Annotated in this window: 15 protein-coding genes; all 15 read left to right on the top strand. The window is 63.7% G+C overall.

Annotation, left to right across the window (positions count from 1 at the left end; translation table 11 throughout):
- The first annotated feature begins 6 nt into the window (after positions 1 to 6).
- Genes BV071_RS26965 through BV071_RS26900 form a run of 15 tightly spaced genes read left to right on the top strand, consistent with a single transcriptional unit; the run spans position 7 to position 15,608 of the window.
- The gene (locus tag BV071_RS26965; RefSeq protein WP_035614023.1) at positions 7 to 1,254 is read left to right on the top strand and encodes a glycosyltransferase family 4 protein; all 1,248 of its coding nucleotides are present in this window, start codon (positions 7 to 9) and stop codon (positions 1,252 to 1,254) included.
- Positions 1,255 to 1,265: 11 nt separating this feature from the next.
- On the top strand, positions 1,266 to 2,486 hold the full coding sequence (locus BV071_RS26960) for a glycosyltransferase (protein ID WP_035614021.1): 1,221 nt from the start codon (positions 1,266 to 1,268) through the stop codon (positions 2,484 to 2,486).
- On the top strand, positions 2,483 to 3,187 hold the full coding sequence (locus BV071_RS26955; RefSeq protein WP_035614018.1) for an FkbM family methyltransferase: 705 nt from the start codon (positions 2,483 to 2,485) through the stop codon (positions 3,185 to 3,187). Before BV071_RS26960 ends, BV071_RS26955 begins: the two co-directional genes overlap by 4 nt.
- A 2-nt stretch (positions 3,188 to 3,189) precedes the next feature.
- Positions 3,190 to 4,230 (top strand): glycosyltransferase, encoded by a 1,041-nt coding sequence (locus BV071_RS26950; RefSeq protein ID WP_035614015.1) that lies wholly within the window; start codon positions 3,190 to 3,192, stop codon positions 4,228 to 4,230.
- Between the two features lie 27 nt (positions 4,231 to 4,257).
- Entirely contained in the window at positions 4,258 to 5,601 is a 1,344-nt protein-coding gene (locus BV071_RS26945) for a glycosyltransferase (RefSeq protein ID WP_052573929.1), read from the top strand.
- Positions 5,598 to 7,211, top strand: a complete 1,614-nt coding sequence (locus tag BV071_RS26940; protein ID WP_265594952.1) for a hypothetical protein — start codon at positions 5,598 to 5,600, stop codon at positions 7,209 to 7,211. Before BV071_RS26945 ends, BV071_RS26940 begins: the two co-directional genes overlap by 4 nt.
- Complete coding sequence (locus BV071_RS26935) at positions 7,208 to 8,470, top strand: glycosyltransferase family 4 protein (protein WP_081886256.1); 1,263 nt, start codon at positions 7,208 to 7,210, stop codon at positions 8,468 to 8,470. Before BV071_RS26940 ends, BV071_RS26935 begins: the two co-directional genes overlap by 4 nt.
- Positions 8,471 to 8,480: 10 nt before the next feature.
- Entirely contained in the window at positions 8,481 to 9,086 is a 606-nt protein-coding gene (locus BV071_RS34945) for a glycosyltransferase (protein WP_052573928.1), read from the top strand.
- Positions 9,083 to 9,616 carry a glycosyltransferase gene (locus BV071_RS34940; RefSeq protein ID WP_081886254.1) on the top strand — a complete coding sequence of 178 codons (534 nt, stop codon included), beginning with the start codon at positions 9,083 to 9,085 and terminating at the stop codon, positions 9,614 to 9,616. Before BV071_RS34945 ends, BV071_RS34940 begins: the two co-directional genes overlap by 4 nt.
- Positions 9,617 to 9,665: 49 nt before the next feature.
- Entirely contained in the window at positions 9,666 to 11,441 is a 1,776-nt protein-coding gene (asnB, locus tag BV071_RS26925; protein WP_035614009.1) for an asparagine synthase (glutamine-hydrolyzing), read from the top strand.
- A complete protein-coding gene (locus tag BV071_RS26920; protein ID WP_035614006.1) occupies positions 11,438 to 12,538 on the top strand; it encodes a glycosyltransferase in 1,101 nt (366 codons plus the stop codon). The genes asnB and BV071_RS26920 overlap by 4 nt, the downstream gene beginning before the upstream one ends.
- A 33-nt stretch (positions 12,539 to 12,571) precedes the next feature.
- Entirely contained in the window at positions 12,572 to 13,138 is a 567-nt protein-coding gene (locus BV071_RS26915) for a hypothetical protein (RefSeq protein ID WP_081886253.1), read from the top strand.
- Positions 13,139 to 13,174: 36 nt separating this feature from the next.
- A complete protein-coding gene (locus BV071_RS26910) occupies positions 13,175 to 14,041 on the top strand; it encodes a glycosyltransferase family 2 protein (protein ID WP_035614003.1) in 867 nt (288 codons plus the stop codon).
- Positions 14,042 to 14,084: 43 nt separating this feature from the next.
- Positions 14,085 to 14,966 (top strand): archaeosortase/exosortase family protein, encoded by an 882-nt coding sequence (locus BV071_RS26905; RefSeq protein WP_035614000.1) that lies wholly within the window; start codon positions 14,085 to 14,087, stop codon positions 14,964 to 14,966.
- Between the two features lie 6 nt (positions 14,967 to 14,972).
- The gene (locus tag BV071_RS26900) at positions 14,973 to 15,608 is read left to right on the top strand and encodes a hypothetical protein (RefSeq protein WP_035613997.1); all 636 of its coding nucleotides are present in this window, start codon (positions 14,973 to 14,975) and stop codon (positions 15,606 to 15,608) included.
- Positions 15,609 to 15,692 lie beyond the last annotated feature (84 nt).

Here is a 15,692-nt window from a genome sequence, read left to right as displayed (position 1 = left end):
CCGATCATGATCTCGATCGCCCATCTCATCCCGGCACCCTTCACCCAGCAGGTCGCCCGAGCGTTGGATGAAGCCAGCCTGCTGGACACCTTTTACTGCACGCTGGTGGACCAGCCGGAGAAGAGCTGGCAACGCCTGGCGAAGGCCGGGTCACGCTTGGTCCGCTTCGATCTCGAGACCAACCTGAAACGTCGCGCCGTCACGGAGATCGATCGCAGCAAGGTCGCGACCTATCCCTTCCGTGAAGCCTTCCGGATGCTGGCAGGCAAGGTCAGCAAGGACCCGGTGATGGACGATCGCATCTTCCACTGGGCGCTTGAGGGCTTCGATCACTGGGTGGCGGACCGCTTGAATGGATCCGGCGTGCTGTATGGCTACGAGTATGGCTCGCTGGCCATGTTCGGAGCCGCCAAGCGGAAGGGGATGCGCACCGCCTACGACCTGCCATCACCCGAGCACCAGTTCGTGGAAGACCTCCTCGCGCCCGAGTTCGAGCGCTTCCCGGAACTCGCGACCCCTTACCGTCAGTTGACGGTGGAGCATCATGCCGAGCGCACCGAACGCCGGCACCAGGAGTGGGAACTCTCCGACCTGATCGTGGCGAACTCGAACTTCACCGCGAACTCGTGGACGGCAGCCGGGTGGAGCGAGAAGAAGGTGGCCGTGGTTCCCTACGGTGCACCGCCAATCACCCACCCCTGCACGGAGGACACCGGCAACGAAGTGCTCCGCTTCCTTTGGGCCGGCACCTTCTCGGTCCGGAAAGGCGCCCACTACTTGATCGATGCCATCCGGGCGATGCCCGCCGCGGAAGCGAAGGCCTTCACCCTGGATGTCTATGGTGCGGTGACCCTTCCCGATGCCCTGCTGAAGAACCTGCCAGCCCAGATCCGGCTGATGGGCAGCATTCCGCGCAGCGAACTCTTCCAGAAGATGAGAGAGGGCGACCTGCTGGTTTTCCCGACGCTCTGCGACGGCTTCGGCCTTGTCGTAAACGAGGCCTTCGCCCAAGGCATGCCGGTGCTCACCACACCACGCGCCGGCGCCGCCGACCTGGTCCGCGAGGGCGAGAACGGCTGGCTGATCCCACCTGCGGATGCTGCGGCGCTCACCGCCGGACTATCGAAGGTGATTGAAGAAAGGAAGCGGCTCCCTGAAATGCGGCAAATCGCCCAAGCGACCGCGCGCGACTGGCAGTGGGCAGACTACCGCCGGGAGATCGCCAAGGCGGTTGGTGGACTACTCGCGAAATAAGCAGCACCCGCATGGAGAAACTTTCCATCTGCTTGGTCAGTCCCGGTCACCTGGGCTCAAACCCGCGCCTGGTCAAGGAGGCCGACGCCCTCGCCGAGGCGGGCCACCGCGTCCACGTGATCTATGGCGAGACCTATGCGCCCGCGATTCCCCGCGATGCCGATGTCCTGGCGAAGGCCAAGTGGACCTCACAGAAGATTTCGCTCTTTGGCAGCCGCGCGCGCGGGCTGCGCTGGAGAGCAGAGCAAAAGCTCGCCTACTCGCTTTTCAAGAAGGGTGCAGGTGGCACCGAGGTGCAGTGCCGGGCATCGCACCCCTTGTTTACCGGGCTGCGCAGCGCCGCCCTCCGCCACAAGGCGGACCTCTATATCGGGCACTGTCTGCCGGCCCTGCCCGTCGTAGTCGCGGCCGCAGCACGTCATGGCAGCCTCTGTGCCTTCGACGCCGAGGACTTCCACTCCGGTGAGAGCGAGGCAAGCGGCCCGGGTGCCGTGAGCAACAAGCTCGCCCACAAGATCGAATCGAGATTCCTGGAAAAGTGCCAATACCTCAGCGCGGCCTCTCCGCTGATCGCGAAGGCCTATCACGAGACCTACGGCGTCAAGCCAACCACGCTGCTCAACGTCTTCCCGCTCGAAGAAGCAGGCAGCCCGGAGCCATCTCCCGAGCCTCCATCCTTCTACTGGTTCTCGCAGACGGTGGGGCCCGGCCGCGGCCTGGAGGAGATGATCGGCATCCTGCGCTCGCTCGCACGGCCCGTCCGCCTGGATCTCCGCGGACATGTGGCGGAAGACTACCGCACGGCCCTCGAATCGCTTGCCCGTGGCGGCCAAGTGGAAGTCCGCCTTCTGCCTCCGGATGCCCCTGCCACCATGGCACCTCATGCCACCGGCTACACCGCCGGCCTGGCACTTGAAAAGCGCCAGCCGCTGAACCGCGACATTTGCCTTACCAACAAAGCCTTCACCTTCCTGCTCGCCGGCATTCCGGTGATCTTGAGCAAGACGCTCGCGCAGGAAGAACTCGCCGGCGAGCTGGATCAAGCCGCCATGCTGATTGATCTAACAAAGCCCAGCGAGTCCTCCGCCGCCCTGGCCGCCTGGCTCGACTCACCGGACCGGCAGCTTGAGGCACGCAGGCATGCAATCCAACTCGGGCGCGAACGCTTCAACTGGGATATCGAGAAGCGGAAGCTGCTTGAGCTCGTTGCCAATACCCTTTCCGTCAAATGAACCTATCCTCCCTCAAAGAACTGATCCCCCACGAAACCCGCCAGCAATGGAAGCGCCGGATGTTCGCGGTGCAGGACATTCCGGCACGCCTGGCGAATCTCAAGCGCGCGGGCTTCACACCACGCGGAATCATCGATGGCGGAGCCTTCCGCGGCGAATGGGTGAAATCGGCATGGGAAGTCTGGCCGGTGCCGGCATTGATCGTGGAGCCTCAGGCCAGCGAGCAGCAGATCCTTCGGACCCTTGCAGGCACGGTCCCCGGGTCCGAGCCCCTGGAGTGCGCCTTGGGTGACCGGGATGGCGACATTCGATTCCTGAATGAAGCCACCAACTCGAGAATCGTGGATTCCGATGAAGGCACTCTTGTCAGCCTCCGGCGCCTCGACTCCTTGCTCGCCGAACGGCCCGGCTTCCATCCCGACTTCGTCAAACTCGATCTGCAAGGGAACGAACTGAAAGCCTTGGACGGCGCGGGGGAAGCAATCCGGAGATTCGAGGTGCTACTGCTCGAGGTTTCGGTCATCCGCATCGGACCCGTGCCGGTCTTCCATGAGGTGCAACTCTACATGGCGGAAAAGGGCTTCACCCTCTACGACCTGGTGCCGCAGTACTACCGCCCGCGGGATGGTGCGCTCTGGCAGATGGACGTCCTCTACGTGCGCAACGATTCCAAGCTCCTCGAATCGACTTCCTGGGATTGACCATGCGCATCCTCCTTACCGCCGATGCCGAACTGCCGGTGCCGCCACTCTTGTATGGCGGCATCGAGCGGGTCATCGCTTCATTGGTCGACGAATTCCGAAGCCGTGGCCATGAGGTCGGGCTCATCGCCCATCGCGATTCCACGGTCGCCGCGGATTTCTTCCATGCTTGGCCCGGGCTGACCAGTACCTCCCGCGGCGATTCCTTCCGCAATGCCATCGCACTCCAGCAGGCGGTGGCGAAGTTCAAGCCGGACCTCCTTCACAGCTTCTCACGCCTGCTGTGGCTTCTGCCACTGGCGGCAAGCGCCAGGCGCTTCCCGATGGTGATGTCCTACCAGCGCGAGCCCACGGGCCGGACGGTCGAGCTTTCCCGGCGGCTCCATGGGAAGCGGCTTCAATTCAGCGCGTGCAGCGAACAACTCGGCGAGAAAGGCCGCCAGCGCGGTGGTGGCACATGGACGGCCATCCCGAACTTCATTGATCCCGAGCGCCTCGATTTCGTCGCCTCCGTGCCCGATGACGCACCGTTGGTATTCCTCAGCCGCTTGGAACCGATCAAGGGCTGCCACAATGCCATCGCCATCGCGAAGGCCAGTGGACGCCGCCTGCTGATCGCGGGCAATCGCGTGGAAAGTGGCAGCGCCGAGGGCTACTGGGATCGCGAGATCGCGCCGCACCTCGGGAAGGACGGCATCGAATACGTCGGCACCGTCGATGACGCACAGAAGAACGAGCTTTTGGGCAAGGCCGCCGCGATGGTGGTGCCGATCGAGTGGGACGAGCCCTTTGGCATCGTCTTCGCCGAGGCGCTGGCCTGTGGCACCCCGGTGATCTCCACCCCGCGCGGCGCGGTGCCCGAGATCGTGGAGCACGGCGTGCATGGCTTCCACATCGCCAATTCCGAGGAAGGCGTCGCAGCCGTCCAGCGCCTGGGTGAGATCGACCGCCTGAAATGCCGCCAGCATGTGGACGCTCATTTCACTGCCGCCAAAGTCGCGGACCGCTACCTGCAACTCTACCGGGACAGCATCGACAGCTGAGCACTGGATCCCGCTTTCTATTCGCCGATGAGAATCCTCATCATCTCCCCCCACTTCCCGCCTTCGAATGCGGCGGACATGCATCGCGTGAGGATGCTGCTGCCGCACCTCGCCAGCCATGGCATCGCGGCGGAGGTCCTTTGCGTCGAGGCCGATCAGGTGGCCGCACCGAAGGATCCGTGGCTCGAAGAAGGATTGCCGGGCGATGTGCCTGTTCACCGCGTGCGCGCGCTCGGTTTGGAATGGAGACGCATCCCCGGGCTGGGCACGCTGACCTTCCGCGCCATGTCAGCGATCCGCCGGAAGGGCCATGAATTGTTAGAAGGCGGGCGCTTCGATCTGGTCTATTTTTCCACCACCCAGTTCGGCATCCATGTGCTGGGACCCGAGTGGAAGAAGCGCCATGGCGTGGCCTTCGCCATGGACTACCAGGACCCCTGGGTGAGTGACTACTACCGGAACAATCCCGGCGTCACTCCACCCGGCGGCAAGCTGAAGTACGCCGTTTCCAGTTGGTTCGCCGGCAGGCAGGAGCCTTCGGTGCTCGGCGCCTGCTCCGGCATTACCAGCGTCTCGCCCGCCTACCCCGAGCAGCTCCGCGCCCGCTACCCCTGGCTCTCTGACCATGGGAACAAAGAGCCCGACAGCTCCCTGCCCTCGATCGTGTTGCCCTTCCCCGGAGACAGCGTCGATCTCGAGCGCGTCCGCCATTCTGCTATCCGCCAGCAGGTCTTCGATCCCGCCGATGGCTTGCAACACTGGGTCTACATCGGGCGTGGTGGAGAGGACATGGTTCTGGCGGTCTCCGGGATCTTCTCGGCACTCGCGCGGCTCAAAGATCGCCACCCGGCGCTGCAGCGTCTCCGGCTCCATTTCATCGGCACCTCCTACGCGAGCCAGGGGAAGGGCGAGAAGACCATCGAACCCATCGCCACCCGGTATGGGCTGCAGGAGATGGTAAAGGAGCACACCGACCGCATCCCCTACTCGCAGACGCTGCGCTGCCTGCTGGATGCCGATGCCCTGATCGTGCCCGGCTCCGACGACCCGGGCTACACCGCCTCGAAGATCTATCCCTATCTCCTCGCCGGGAAACCGCTGCTCACCGTCTTCCACGAAGAGAGCTCCGTGGTATCGCTGATCCGCAAGACCGGTGGCGGAGTGGTTATCCCCTTCCACAACCATGACACCCCGGAAGACATCGGCGCCCGCGTGGCGGCCGAAGCCATGAATCCCGACGGCACCCTGCGCCAGGTCCCGCTCAACCAGGAAGCCTTCGCCGCGCACACCGCCCGGCATCAGGCCGGCTTGCTCGCCGAGTTCCTTCACCGCTGCCTCACCCGTGAAGCGCGGGAAACTGCCACCGCATGAGAGCCGTTCGCACCATGAGAGCCACCCGGGCAAAGTCCACCCCGCGTGCCAAGGCGGGCATCCTGGAGATCGACTACGGGATTCTCTCGTCCCGTTCGGCTGCAGCCTTCCGGGCGAGCATCGTGGCGCTACTCATTCTGGGGATCGCTGCCGCTGCGCGCCTGGTAGTGACCAAGCCCGAATACGTGGTTCCGTTCTTGATCATCGCGATTCCTGCGATCCTCAGCCTGTACTGCTGGACCAGCGCCCGAGATCATGGGCTTCCCCTGCTCCCTGTCTTCATCCTGCAGCAGGCCATCGTTTACGGATTACCGCTGATTATCAACCACCCCGGACTCAAGTTCGTGAAGGTGGACATCGTCATGACCTCGGCGATGGCCACGGGCTCCTTCCTCCTGTTCTGCCTGGGCGGATGGCTTGTCGGCAGGAGTTCAGCGATATCGCGACCCTCGCGGGCAAATCTGGTGGTGGCAGCCGGCAGCCGGGCGCTGGATCGCTGCCTCGGCATTTCACTGCTGCTTCTCACGCTCTGCCTTGGCTTCCACCTCAGCACGCGGTCCGGCATCCTCTATCAAATCGTGCCGGGCGTGGACCGCCTGTTTTCCGTGATGCGGAACTTCGCCACGGCCGCTGGCGCGATGGGAGCGCTCTTCGGCGGACTGGCGATTGGAAGCCGCCCTACAGTGGCGCGTGCCTGGATCTTCTGGACCTTGTTCGCCGCCATCTTCTGCATGGAGATCGCAGATATCCTCCTCTCCGGAGCGGCGGGCATCGTGCTATCCGCCGCCATCGGCCTCACCCTCGGAAGCCGCAAGATGCCCTTGAAGTTCCTGCTGGTGACCTTCGCTGTGGTGGGCTTCTTGAACCAAGGCAAGTTCGTGCTTCGTGAAAGGTACTGGAGCGGGGACTCCAACACCACCGCTGTTTCCCTGACCGGGTTGCCATCCCTGTACGTCGAGTGGTCTGCGGCCAGCATCTCCTCTTTCATGGGGAACCAGGCTGGCAAACAGGTCGCCCTGCAATCCGGCAAGCAGGAGGACGAAGAAGGCCAGTCCTTCCTGGAGCGGGTCAACAACCTCCAGAACATGACCTATGTCATGGAGTGCTTCTACGACCGCGCCGCCACTCCGATGATGGGCGAGACCTACGCGCTCATCCCGCCCCTCTTCGTCCCGCGCTTCCTGTGGCAGGACAAACCCCGAACCCACGAAGGACAGGTCCGCCTGAATCTCCACTTCGGCCGCCAATCCAGTGTCGAGGAAACCGAGAAGACCTACATCGCCTGGGGCCTCCTTCCCGAGGGCGTGGGCAACTTCGGGCCCATCGGAGGCCCGATGATCCTCGGCCTGGTCCTCGGCTTCGTCATGGGATGGCTCGAAACGGTTTCGCGCCGGAAGCGCGTCTTCTCGGTCGAGGGCATGGCGCTGGCCGGCACGCTCCTGATGGTCGCCAGCTCTTACGAGCAAGTCGCCAGTGTCTTCCTCACGGCGACATTCCAGTTCGTGGTCGCAGCGGTGATCGGCGGCGTGCTCCTGCGCCTGTGGGTGAGTGGCAGTGAAAAGGCCCACGCCCCGCACAACCTGCAAAGATTCCGCAAGATCGCCCCATGACCCAAGTGGAAGAAATCCCCAAGAGCCCGGGCACTGCCAGCGGCAAGCCCGCCGCAGCGGCCGCTCCACGCCAGCGCCTGGCGGTCGTGGTGTCCCACCCGATCCAGTACTACTCGCCGTGGTTCCGCCATCTCGCGGAGCACTCCGGGCTGGAGATCAAGGTCTTCTACCTCTGGGATTTCGGCGTGAAGGAAACGCGGGACATCACCTTCGATACCTCCTTCACCTGGGACATCCCGCTGCTCGATGGCTACGACCACGGCTTCATCCCGAACCGCAGCCAGGATCCGGGAACCCATCACTTCCGCGGCCTGGACAATCCCGCTGCCGAAGCGGCGATCCTGGAGTGGCAGCCGGATGTGCTGCTGCTCTTCGGCTACACTTACGCGACTCATCTCCGGCTGATCCTCTCGCGGCGCTTGCGGCAGGTGCGCTTCATCTTCCGCGGCGATTCCCATGATCTCGTCGCGTCACACGGGTGGAAGCCCGCCTTGTCCCGCTTCCTGCGCCAGGTGATCTTCCGCCGCTTCGATTGCTTTCTCGCGACCGGCCAGGCAAACCGCGATTACTTCCTGCACAGCGGTGCCAGCGCGGACCGGATCCGCATCGCACCTCATTGCGTGGACAACGAGCGCTTCCAATCCAGCTCCGCCCAAGCCCACCGCGCGGCTGCGGAATGGAAGAAGGAACTGGGCATCCCCGCAGAAGCTCCCGTCGTGCTCTTCGCCGGCAAGTTTGAGGAAAAGAAGCGCCCGCTCGATCTGCTCAATGCCTTTCTCGGCATGAAGGCCACCGACACCAAGCCAGTGCTCCTCTTCGTCGGCAGCGGCAGCTTGGAAGCAGCGCTGCGTGAGGCAGCCGGCGAGCAGTTTGGAAAAACCATCTTCTTCGCCCCCTTCCAGAACCAAAGCCAGATGCCGCGCACCTATGCCACCGGGGATCTCCTCGTGCTCCCGTCCCAGGGCCGCGGTGAGACCTGGGGACTCGCGCTCAATGAAGCGATGAACCTCGGCAAGCCGGTCATCGCCAGCAGCCATGTCGGCTCCGGCCCCGATCTCGTGATCGAGGGCAAGACAGGCTGGACCTTCCCCGCAGGCGATGTCGATGCCTTGCGCGATCGCCTCGACCAGGCGCTATCTAACAAGGCCACCCTGCGCGCCATGGGCGAGACCGCCCGCAAGCACATCGATGGCTTTTCCTATGAGGAAGCCACCCGGGCCTTGGCAACTGCGGTCGCGGAAATCACGGTCCACGCGTAGCCCCCACCCCATGCTCTCCCCCACTCGATCCAAGGTCCATCTCTGGGCTCCCAGCTTCCGCGAATTCGGCGGCGGGATCGCAGCCTTCAGCCGTGAACTCGCCCTCGGTGTTCTGGACTGCGGGGTTGAGCCCCTGCTCTTCGGCAAGCACGACCAGGGTTCCGAGCATTGGAAAGGTCTCACCGCCTGCGGTGCCGGCAGCATCCCGATGCGCCTGCGCACGCCCGTCTTCGCCGCCATGGCGCTGGCGAAGGCGCTCAGGGAGAAGCCGGCCGAGATCATCAGCACGCACCTCAACTTCGGGCCCTTGGCCCGCTTCATCAAGCGCGTCACCGGAATCCCCTATACCTTGGTCGCCCACGGCATCGATGTCGATCAAGCGATGCCAGCCTCGCGCCTTGAGGCACTGCGCGGCGCGGATCGCATCCTGGCGGTGAGCCACTGGACCCGCGAGCGGGTGCTGGCCTTGGGTGGTATCGATCCCGGCAAGGTCTTGATCCTTCCCAATACCTACGACGAGGAACGCTTCTCCCCTGCTCCGGCACGCGCGCCCCAGCTCTTCGGCCGCTATGCGATCGCCGCGGATGAAAAAGTGATCTCACCGTTTCCCGGCTGAATGCGGCGGAGGGCTACAAGGGCTACGACCAGATCCTGCGCTGCCTGCCCGAGATCCGCCGCCGCTGCGGGAAGGTGCGCTTCCTCATCGCCGGATCCGGCAGTGACCGGGCGCGGCTTGAGGCCATGGCCAAGGATCTCGGCGTGGCGGAGCACGTGATCTTCGCCGGCTTCGTGCCGGATGAGGAGCTCCCCGATCACTATCGCCTCGCCGATGTCTTCGCCATGCCAAGCACCGGTGAGGGCTTCGGTATCGTCTTCCTGGAAGCGCTTGCCTGCGGAACTCCCGTGCTTGCCGGGAACCGCGACGGCTCGACGGACGCCCTCGACGCGGGTCGCCTGGGAACCTTGGTGGATCCTCTTTCCGATGAAGAGATCACCGATGGGCTCAGCGCCCTGCTGCAGCACAAGGGTCCGGAGTGGTGGTTTGATCCCCAGCATCTCTCCAAGGAACTGAAGGCCACCTATGGCCGTGCGCGTTTCCGCGAGAAGATTGCCGACTTGATCGGCTCCGCCGTTCCCGCGACCTGAGCGCCGGGTTTCTCCTCACCGCTTTCACTTAGCTCCATTTCTCTCTCCCATGTGCGGAATTGCAGGTTGGTTCGGTCAGTCCTCCTTCGGGGATGCCGAAAAGCTCAAGCAGGGTCTCCAGAACCGCGGCCCGGACGGCTCTGGTGTCTGGCAAGGCAAACTGGCCACGATGATTCATACGCGGCTTTCGATCCTCGATCTGAGCGACGCGGCGGGGCAGCCGATGTCTTGGGCACCTGAAGCCCGCGGCCGGAGCTACGTGATGGTATTCAATGGCGAGATCTACAATTTCCGCGAACTCCGCCAGCAACTGGAAAAGCAGGGCGAAACCTTTCACAGCAACGGCGACAGCGAGGTGCTGCTGCGCCTGCTGGTGAAGGAAGGCGCGGCCTGCATCCCGAAGCTCGCGGGCATGTTCGCTTTCGCCTTCTGGGATGAAGCTTCCGGCGAGGCCCTGCTGGCTCGCGATGCCTATGGGATCAAGCCGCTCTATGTGAGGGAAGAACCGGGCGAGCCGCTGGCCTTCGCCTCTGAGGTGCGGGTTCTGCAGAAGTCGGATGACGAGGTGGACCACGAGGCCCTGCGCGATTACTTCCTGTGGGGCTCGGTCCAAGAGCCGCGCACTCTCCACGCTGCCATTCGCAGCCTGCCTGCCGGTCATCTGCTGCGCTGGAAGGATGGCAAGTCCACGGTCTCGCGGTGGCACCAACCCGGGCCATCAGCAAACACGGCACGGACCCGCCATGAAGCCGCGACCATCACCCGCCAGGCGCTTGAGGAAAGTGTCGCCCGCCATCTGGTCAGCGATGTGCCGGTGGGTATCTTTCTCAGCGGCGGGATCGACTCCACGGTAGTGCTTGCACTCGCCCGCCAGATCCTCGGCAAGGATGCTGATATCCGGACCTTCTCGATCGGCTTCGATGATCCTGAGTTCGATGAGTCCTCGCTCGCCAAGCGCACGGCCGAGCATTTCCGGACCTCCCACACGGAGTGGCGGATGACGGCCGAGGAAGGCGCCGCCGAGATCCCGCGATTCCTGGAATCGATGGATCAACCGGGGATCGATGGCTTCAATACCTGGTGTGTCTCCAAGCTCGCGCGCCGGGAAGGCATGAAGGTCGTGCTCTCCGGCTTGGGCGGGGATGAGTTTTTCGGCGGCTATCGCAGCTTCGAGCGGGTGCCGCGCTTCCGCAATTTCCACCGCATGTCCGGGCCTTTGCGCTCGGCCTTCGCAGGCCGCCTCGAACGCGCCGCCCCAGGCAGTCCATGGCGCCGGCTGGGCGAATTCCTCCGTAGCGAGGGCTCCTGGCAAGGGGCCTACCACGTGCAGCGGGGGATCTTCACCCAGAAAGAAGCGATCGAGCTGACCCGTGCCCTGACAGGCTTTGAGGCGGGCAAGGCAACATTCGGTGGCATCCCCGACTCCCTTGCGGGCAGGGAAGCTGTCGGCTGGCTCGAGACCACCTACTACATGCGGAACCAGCTCCTGCGGGACAGCGATATCTACTCGATGGCCCATGGCTTGGAATTGCGCGTGCCCTTGGTCGACGATCGCCTCGCGAAAGCGGTGGCCACGATCCCCCAACGCGAACGCCTGCGCCGCGGCAAGGGACTGCTGCTCGATGCCGTGCCGGAAATCCCAGACTGGATCCGGCAGCAGCCGAAGCGCGGATTCCGCTTTCCCTTCCAGCGCTGGGTCGAGGGGAGTTTCGGCGATCTCTTGCAGCGTAGCCAAAAGGCATCACCGGTGCCGCTTGGCACTTGGTACCGCACCTGGGCCGTCGCCGCAGCACGCAAATCCCTGGGTCTGGAAGCGAGCCGATGAAAGTCGTCCACACCGTAGCCAGCTTGAAGATGGAAACCGGCGGGCCCGCCCGCTCGGTTCCCGGATTGGCGGGAGCCTTGGCCAGGGCTGGCGCGGATGTCTCTCTAACAGCCAACGAGCGCCCGCCTGAGTTTCGTCCGCCGGAGGGCGTCACCTTCCTCCCGGGAGGCACCGATTCACCGGCGCTGCGGGATGCGGTGCTTGAGATGATCCACGACCACGGGCTATGGCTTCCATCGAACTATCGGGTGGCGCGCCTGGCGGATGCCACCAAGACAACCCGCGTGGTGAGCCCGCGGGGCATGCTTGAGCCATGGGCGCTCAATCATCGCAAATGGAAGAAGCGCCTTGCCTGGCTGCTCTATCAGAAGCGCTGCCTGAAGTCCGCCGCCGCGCTTCATGCCACTTCCACGGCAGAGGCCGAGCAGTTCCGCCGCCTTGGCCTGACCATGCCGATCATGGTCCTGCCGAATGGCGTGGACCTCCCGGCAGTGCCCACTTCGCCGGAGCTAGGTCCTCCATCCACGCGGCGCACGGCACTCTTCCTGAGCCGGATTCATCCGAAGAAAGGCCTGCCCCTGCTGCTTGATGCATGGGCCCGGGTAAAGCCGCGGGATTGGGATCTTCATATCGTGGGGCCGGATGAAGAGGGCCACCGCGACGAACTCCAAAGGCAGGCAAGCCAGCTCGGCCTGGGCAGTGACTGCATCCGCTTTTCCGGCTCCTTGGACGGCGCGGAGAAAGCGGCGGCTTTCCGTGAAGCCAGCCTCTTTGTCCTGCCGACCCATTCGGAAAATTTCGGCATCGCCGTTGCCGAAGCGCTTGCACACGGGCTGCCCGTGATCACTACCCACGGCGCACCATGGGAGTCACTGGAAACGGAACGCTGCGGCTGGTGGGTGGCCGTGGACCGCGATGCGATCGCCCGGGCCCTTGACGACGCTACCCGGCGCGCGGAATCGGAACTCCGGGAAATGGGCGGCCGAGGCAAAGAGATGGTCGCAGCCCGCTACTCGTGGGATGGTATCGCCCGCGACATGCTGGCTTGCTACCAATGGCTGCTCGGTCGCGGCACCAAGCCGCAGTGCATCGTCTGATCTGAATTCCACTTTCTTCGCTTTCCAACAACCGTGCCGGAACCCCTTTCCCAAGACCTGCCGCTCGACATCGGAGCAAACCGCGCTGCCCGCAAATGGAGCCGCAAGGAATTGATCGGCCGGCTGCTATGGTCCCTGTGCTCCCCGCTCTTCCGCTACAGCCCGCGGCTGCTCTGGGGCTGGCGCCGCGCCCTGCTCCGGGCCTTCGGCGCGAAGGTGGGCCAGCAGGTGCAGATCCATCCCTCGGTGAAGATCTTCATCCCGTGGAACCTTTCGATCGGTGACTGGAGCTCCGTCGGCTTCGATGCGCTGCTCTACAATCTCGGCCCGCTTCACATCGGCAGTCGCGTGACCATTTCCCAACGCGCGCACATCTGCGGAGGCAGCCACGATTTCCGCGATCCGGCGATGCCCCTGCTGAAGTTGCCCGTGAACATCCACGACGAAGCCTGGATCTGCGCTGATGCCTTCGTGGGGCCCGGCGTCGGCATCGGTGCCCGCGCAGTCGTCGGCGCCCGCGCCGTTGCGGTCAAGAATGTCGGCCGCGATGAGATCGTCGCGGGCAACCCGGCGAAGAAGGTGGGCAGCCGCATTGATTGAAGCCCCCCGCGCCCCCGGTATTTCCATTCTCCCCGCATGTTTTCCCTTCTGATCCTTACCAAGAACGAGGAGGCGAACCTCCCCGCATGCATCGCCAGCGCCCCTTGGTGCGATGACATCGTGGTGCTGGACTCCTTCAGCGACGACTCGACGAAAGAGATCGCGATTCGACATGGTGCGCGCTTCTTCGAACGGAAGTTCGACGACTTCGGAGCCCAGAGGAATCACGCGCTGGACAACATTCCCTTCAAGCATCCCTGGGTGTTTCACCTGGATGCAGATGAACGCTTCAACGAGGAACTCCGCGAGGAGTGCGAGCAGGTCATCGCCCGCGACGAGCACAGCGCCTACTTCGTCCCAAACCGGATCTTCTTCCTCGGCAAATGGATTCCGCGCAGCACGCAGTATCCCTATCCCCAAGTCCGGCTGCTCAAGATCGGGGAAGTCTCCTTCGTCAAATCGGGACACGGCCAGCGGGAAGACCGGGCGGCACGCGGCATCGGCCACATCTCCATTGGCTACGACCACTTCAATTTTTCCAAAGGCCTCGGCGAATGGGTGGAGAAGCACAACCGCTACTCGGCTGAGGAAGCGGCGGCCGCCTTCAAGTTCGCAAAGGAGCCGCTCGCGCTCGCCGGCCTCTGGTCAGGGGACCCGATGGAGCGCAAGCGGGCGCTGAAGAGACTTCACTCCCGGCTCCCGCTCCGCTGGATGTTCAAGTTCGCCTACCTCTATTTTTGGAAACGGGGTTTCCTCGATGGCTACCCTGGCTTCGCCTATTGCTCGCTCCAGGCATTCTACGACCTCCTGATCACGCTGAAAATCCAAGAGATGTCGAAGAGCCCCGCGCCATCCCGTTCAGGCGTCACCGCGGCGGATGGAAACACCGCCCTCGAAGGTTGATCCTCCGCATCCGTTCTTTTCCACGCACCCATCCTTTCACGCTGTGCCCCTTCCCCTCGTCTTCGTCTCGGTCCTTTGGCTCCACTTCTTCTGGTCGCTGGTACCAGCGTGGCGCTTTGGCGAGTACTACAGCTACGGCTTTTTCGTGGCTCCGCTCTTCTTTGCCCTCGCCGCGAGAAGGATCTCCGCCTTTTCCGACACCAGCGAGACGCGCGCCCCCGCTGCTCCCTCCGGGTGGATCTGGGCGACGATCGCGCTTATCCTCCTCGTGCTGATTCCACTGCGCGCGATCGAAACCGGGGATCCCGGATGGCGCCCGCCCTTCATTTTTCACGGCCTGCTGGTCACCGCGATCTCCCATTTCCTGCTGGCCCGCCAGTCCGGCTGGAAGGCATCCCTTTCCTTGCTGCCGGTTACGATCTTCGCATGGTCCGCGGTGCCCTATCTGTGGCAGATCGAGCAAGGCCTCATCCGCACCCTCACCGGCAATGTCGTTGCACTCACCCGCGAGATCTTCCTGCTCGGAGGTCATCCCGTGGAGCAAATGGGCGAGCGGCTGAGCCTGGGACCGGAAGTGGTGGAAGTTGCCGATGGCTGCAGCGGTATCCGCTCCGCCCAGAGCCTGGTGATGTCCGCGCTGCTTTTCGGCGAGCTACTCTGGCTCGCATGGCCGAAGCGCCTGCTGCTCATCGGTGGAGCCCTCTTTGTGGCCCTCGCCGGGAATACCGCACGTGCCTATTACCTGGCCTCCACCCACTTCTTCGCCGGAAAGGCCGCAGCCGATGCGGCTCACGACAAGGTGGGTCACCTGGCCTTCGCTTTTTCCGCGATCGCCCTCTATGCGATCGCCTGGGCCATGCAGCCCCGGAAGAAGGGCCGGACCGTAGTACGCCGCGTCACCCTCAGCGAAACCCCTGCACCCTGAATCTTCATGAAGCCCCTCCTGCCCGTGGTCCTCATGACCACCCTCGTCCTGTCGATTGAAGCCGGCGTCCAGCATTGGCGGCATGCGAATTCGCAGGTTTCCCATGCACCCCTGTTCTATTGGAAGGACGCGCCACTCGTCAAAGAGGCCCCTCCTCCCTTCGGGAACGCTCTCAAGCTCTACCGCCCGGACCGCGGCATGGAGAAATTCGAGGATCTGGAGGATGGCCGCAGGCTCCAGCTGGTCTACATGGAATGGGACAAGCTGGAGACCGGCCCGCTGGCCGATGTCGCCGGACACGAAAGCGACATCTGCAACCGCATCGCTGGCTTCAAGGTGTTCGAGAAGGCGGTGCCGCGCCTCTTCACCGCTGCCAACGGGCAGCAACTCGACTTCCACTACACCCATCTTGAGGATCCGAACGGCAATCCGGTTCACAACTACAAGATCCCTTGGATCCAAGGCCTCGGTGCCTGGCATATCGGCAGCTCCAACAGCCGCAGCGTCAGGATCTCGCGCTCCTTCATCCGTCACACCGGTGCTGCCCGCGTCATCCAAGTGGGAGTATTTGGCGAGCCGGACGAGGCCAAGGCTTGGAATTTAGTTCAGGAAAAACTGAACAAAAGCCTCGAATGGAGATAGCCCATTCGAAACTCTTTCATAAGCTTTCCCACCTTTCCTTCTGGTATCTTCTTTTTCCCGATCCCAAGATCTCGGAACCCATCC

The sequence above is a fragment of the Haloferula sp. BvORR071 genome, from assembly GCF_000739615.1.
Lineage (GTDB): Bacteria > Verrucomicrobiota > Verrucomicrobiia > Verrucomicrobiales > Akkermansiaceae > Haloferula.
This window is presented reverse-complemented; position numbering and strand designations above follow the sequence as displayed.

What these genes read in the sequence shown, in the direction of transcription:
- BV071_RS26940 (WP_265594952.1), top strand. Translation starts at nt 5,598, where the DNA reads ATGAGAGCCGTTCGCACCATGAGAGCCACCCGGGCAAAGTCCACCCCG.
- BV071_RS26900 (WP_035613997.1), top strand. Translation starts at nt 14,973, where the DNA reads ATGAAGCCCCTCCTGCCCGTGGTCCTCATGACCACCCTCGTCCTGTCG.
- asnB (WP_035614009.1), top strand. Translation starts at nt 9,666, where the DNA reads ATGTGCGGAATTGCAGGTTGGTTCGGTCAGTCCTCCTTCGGGGATGCC.
- BV071_RS26950 (WP_035614015.1), top strand. Translation starts at nt 3,190, where the DNA reads ATGCGCATCCTCCTTACCGCCGATGCCGAACTGCCGGTGCCGCCACTC.
- BV071_RS26945 (WP_052573929.1), top strand. Translation starts at nt 4,258, where the DNA reads ATGAGAATCCTCATCATCTCCCCCCACTTCCCGCCTTCGAATGCGGCG.
- BV071_RS26920 (WP_035614006.1), top strand. Translation starts at nt 11,438, where the DNA reads ATGAAAGTCGTCCACACCGTAGCCAGCTTGAAGATGGAAACCGGCGGG.
- BV071_RS26960 (WP_035614021.1), top strand. Translation starts at nt 1,266, where the DNA reads ATGGAGAAACTTTCCATCTGCTTGGTCAGTCCCGGTCACCTGGGCTCA.
- BV071_RS26910 (WP_035614003.1), top strand. Translation starts at nt 13,175, where the DNA reads ATGTTTTCCCTTCTGATCCTTACCAAGAACGAGGAGGCGAACCTCCCC.
- BV071_RS26965 (WP_035614023.1), top strand. Translation starts at nt 7, where the DNA reads ATGATCTCGATCGCCCATCTCATCCCGGCACCCTTCACCCAGCAGGTC.
- BV071_RS26935 (WP_081886256.1), top strand. Translation starts at nt 7,208, where the DNA reads ATGACCCAAGTGGAAGAAATCCCCAAGAGCCCGGGCACTGCCAGCGGC.
- BV071_RS34945 (WP_052573928.1), top strand. Translation starts at nt 8,481, where the DNA reads ATGCTCTCCCCCACTCGATCCAAGGTCCATCTCTGGGCTCCCAGCTTC.
- BV071_RS26955 (WP_035614018.1), top strand. Translation starts at nt 2,483, where the DNA reads ATGAACCTATCCTCCCTCAAAGAACTGATCCCCCACGAAACCCGCCAG.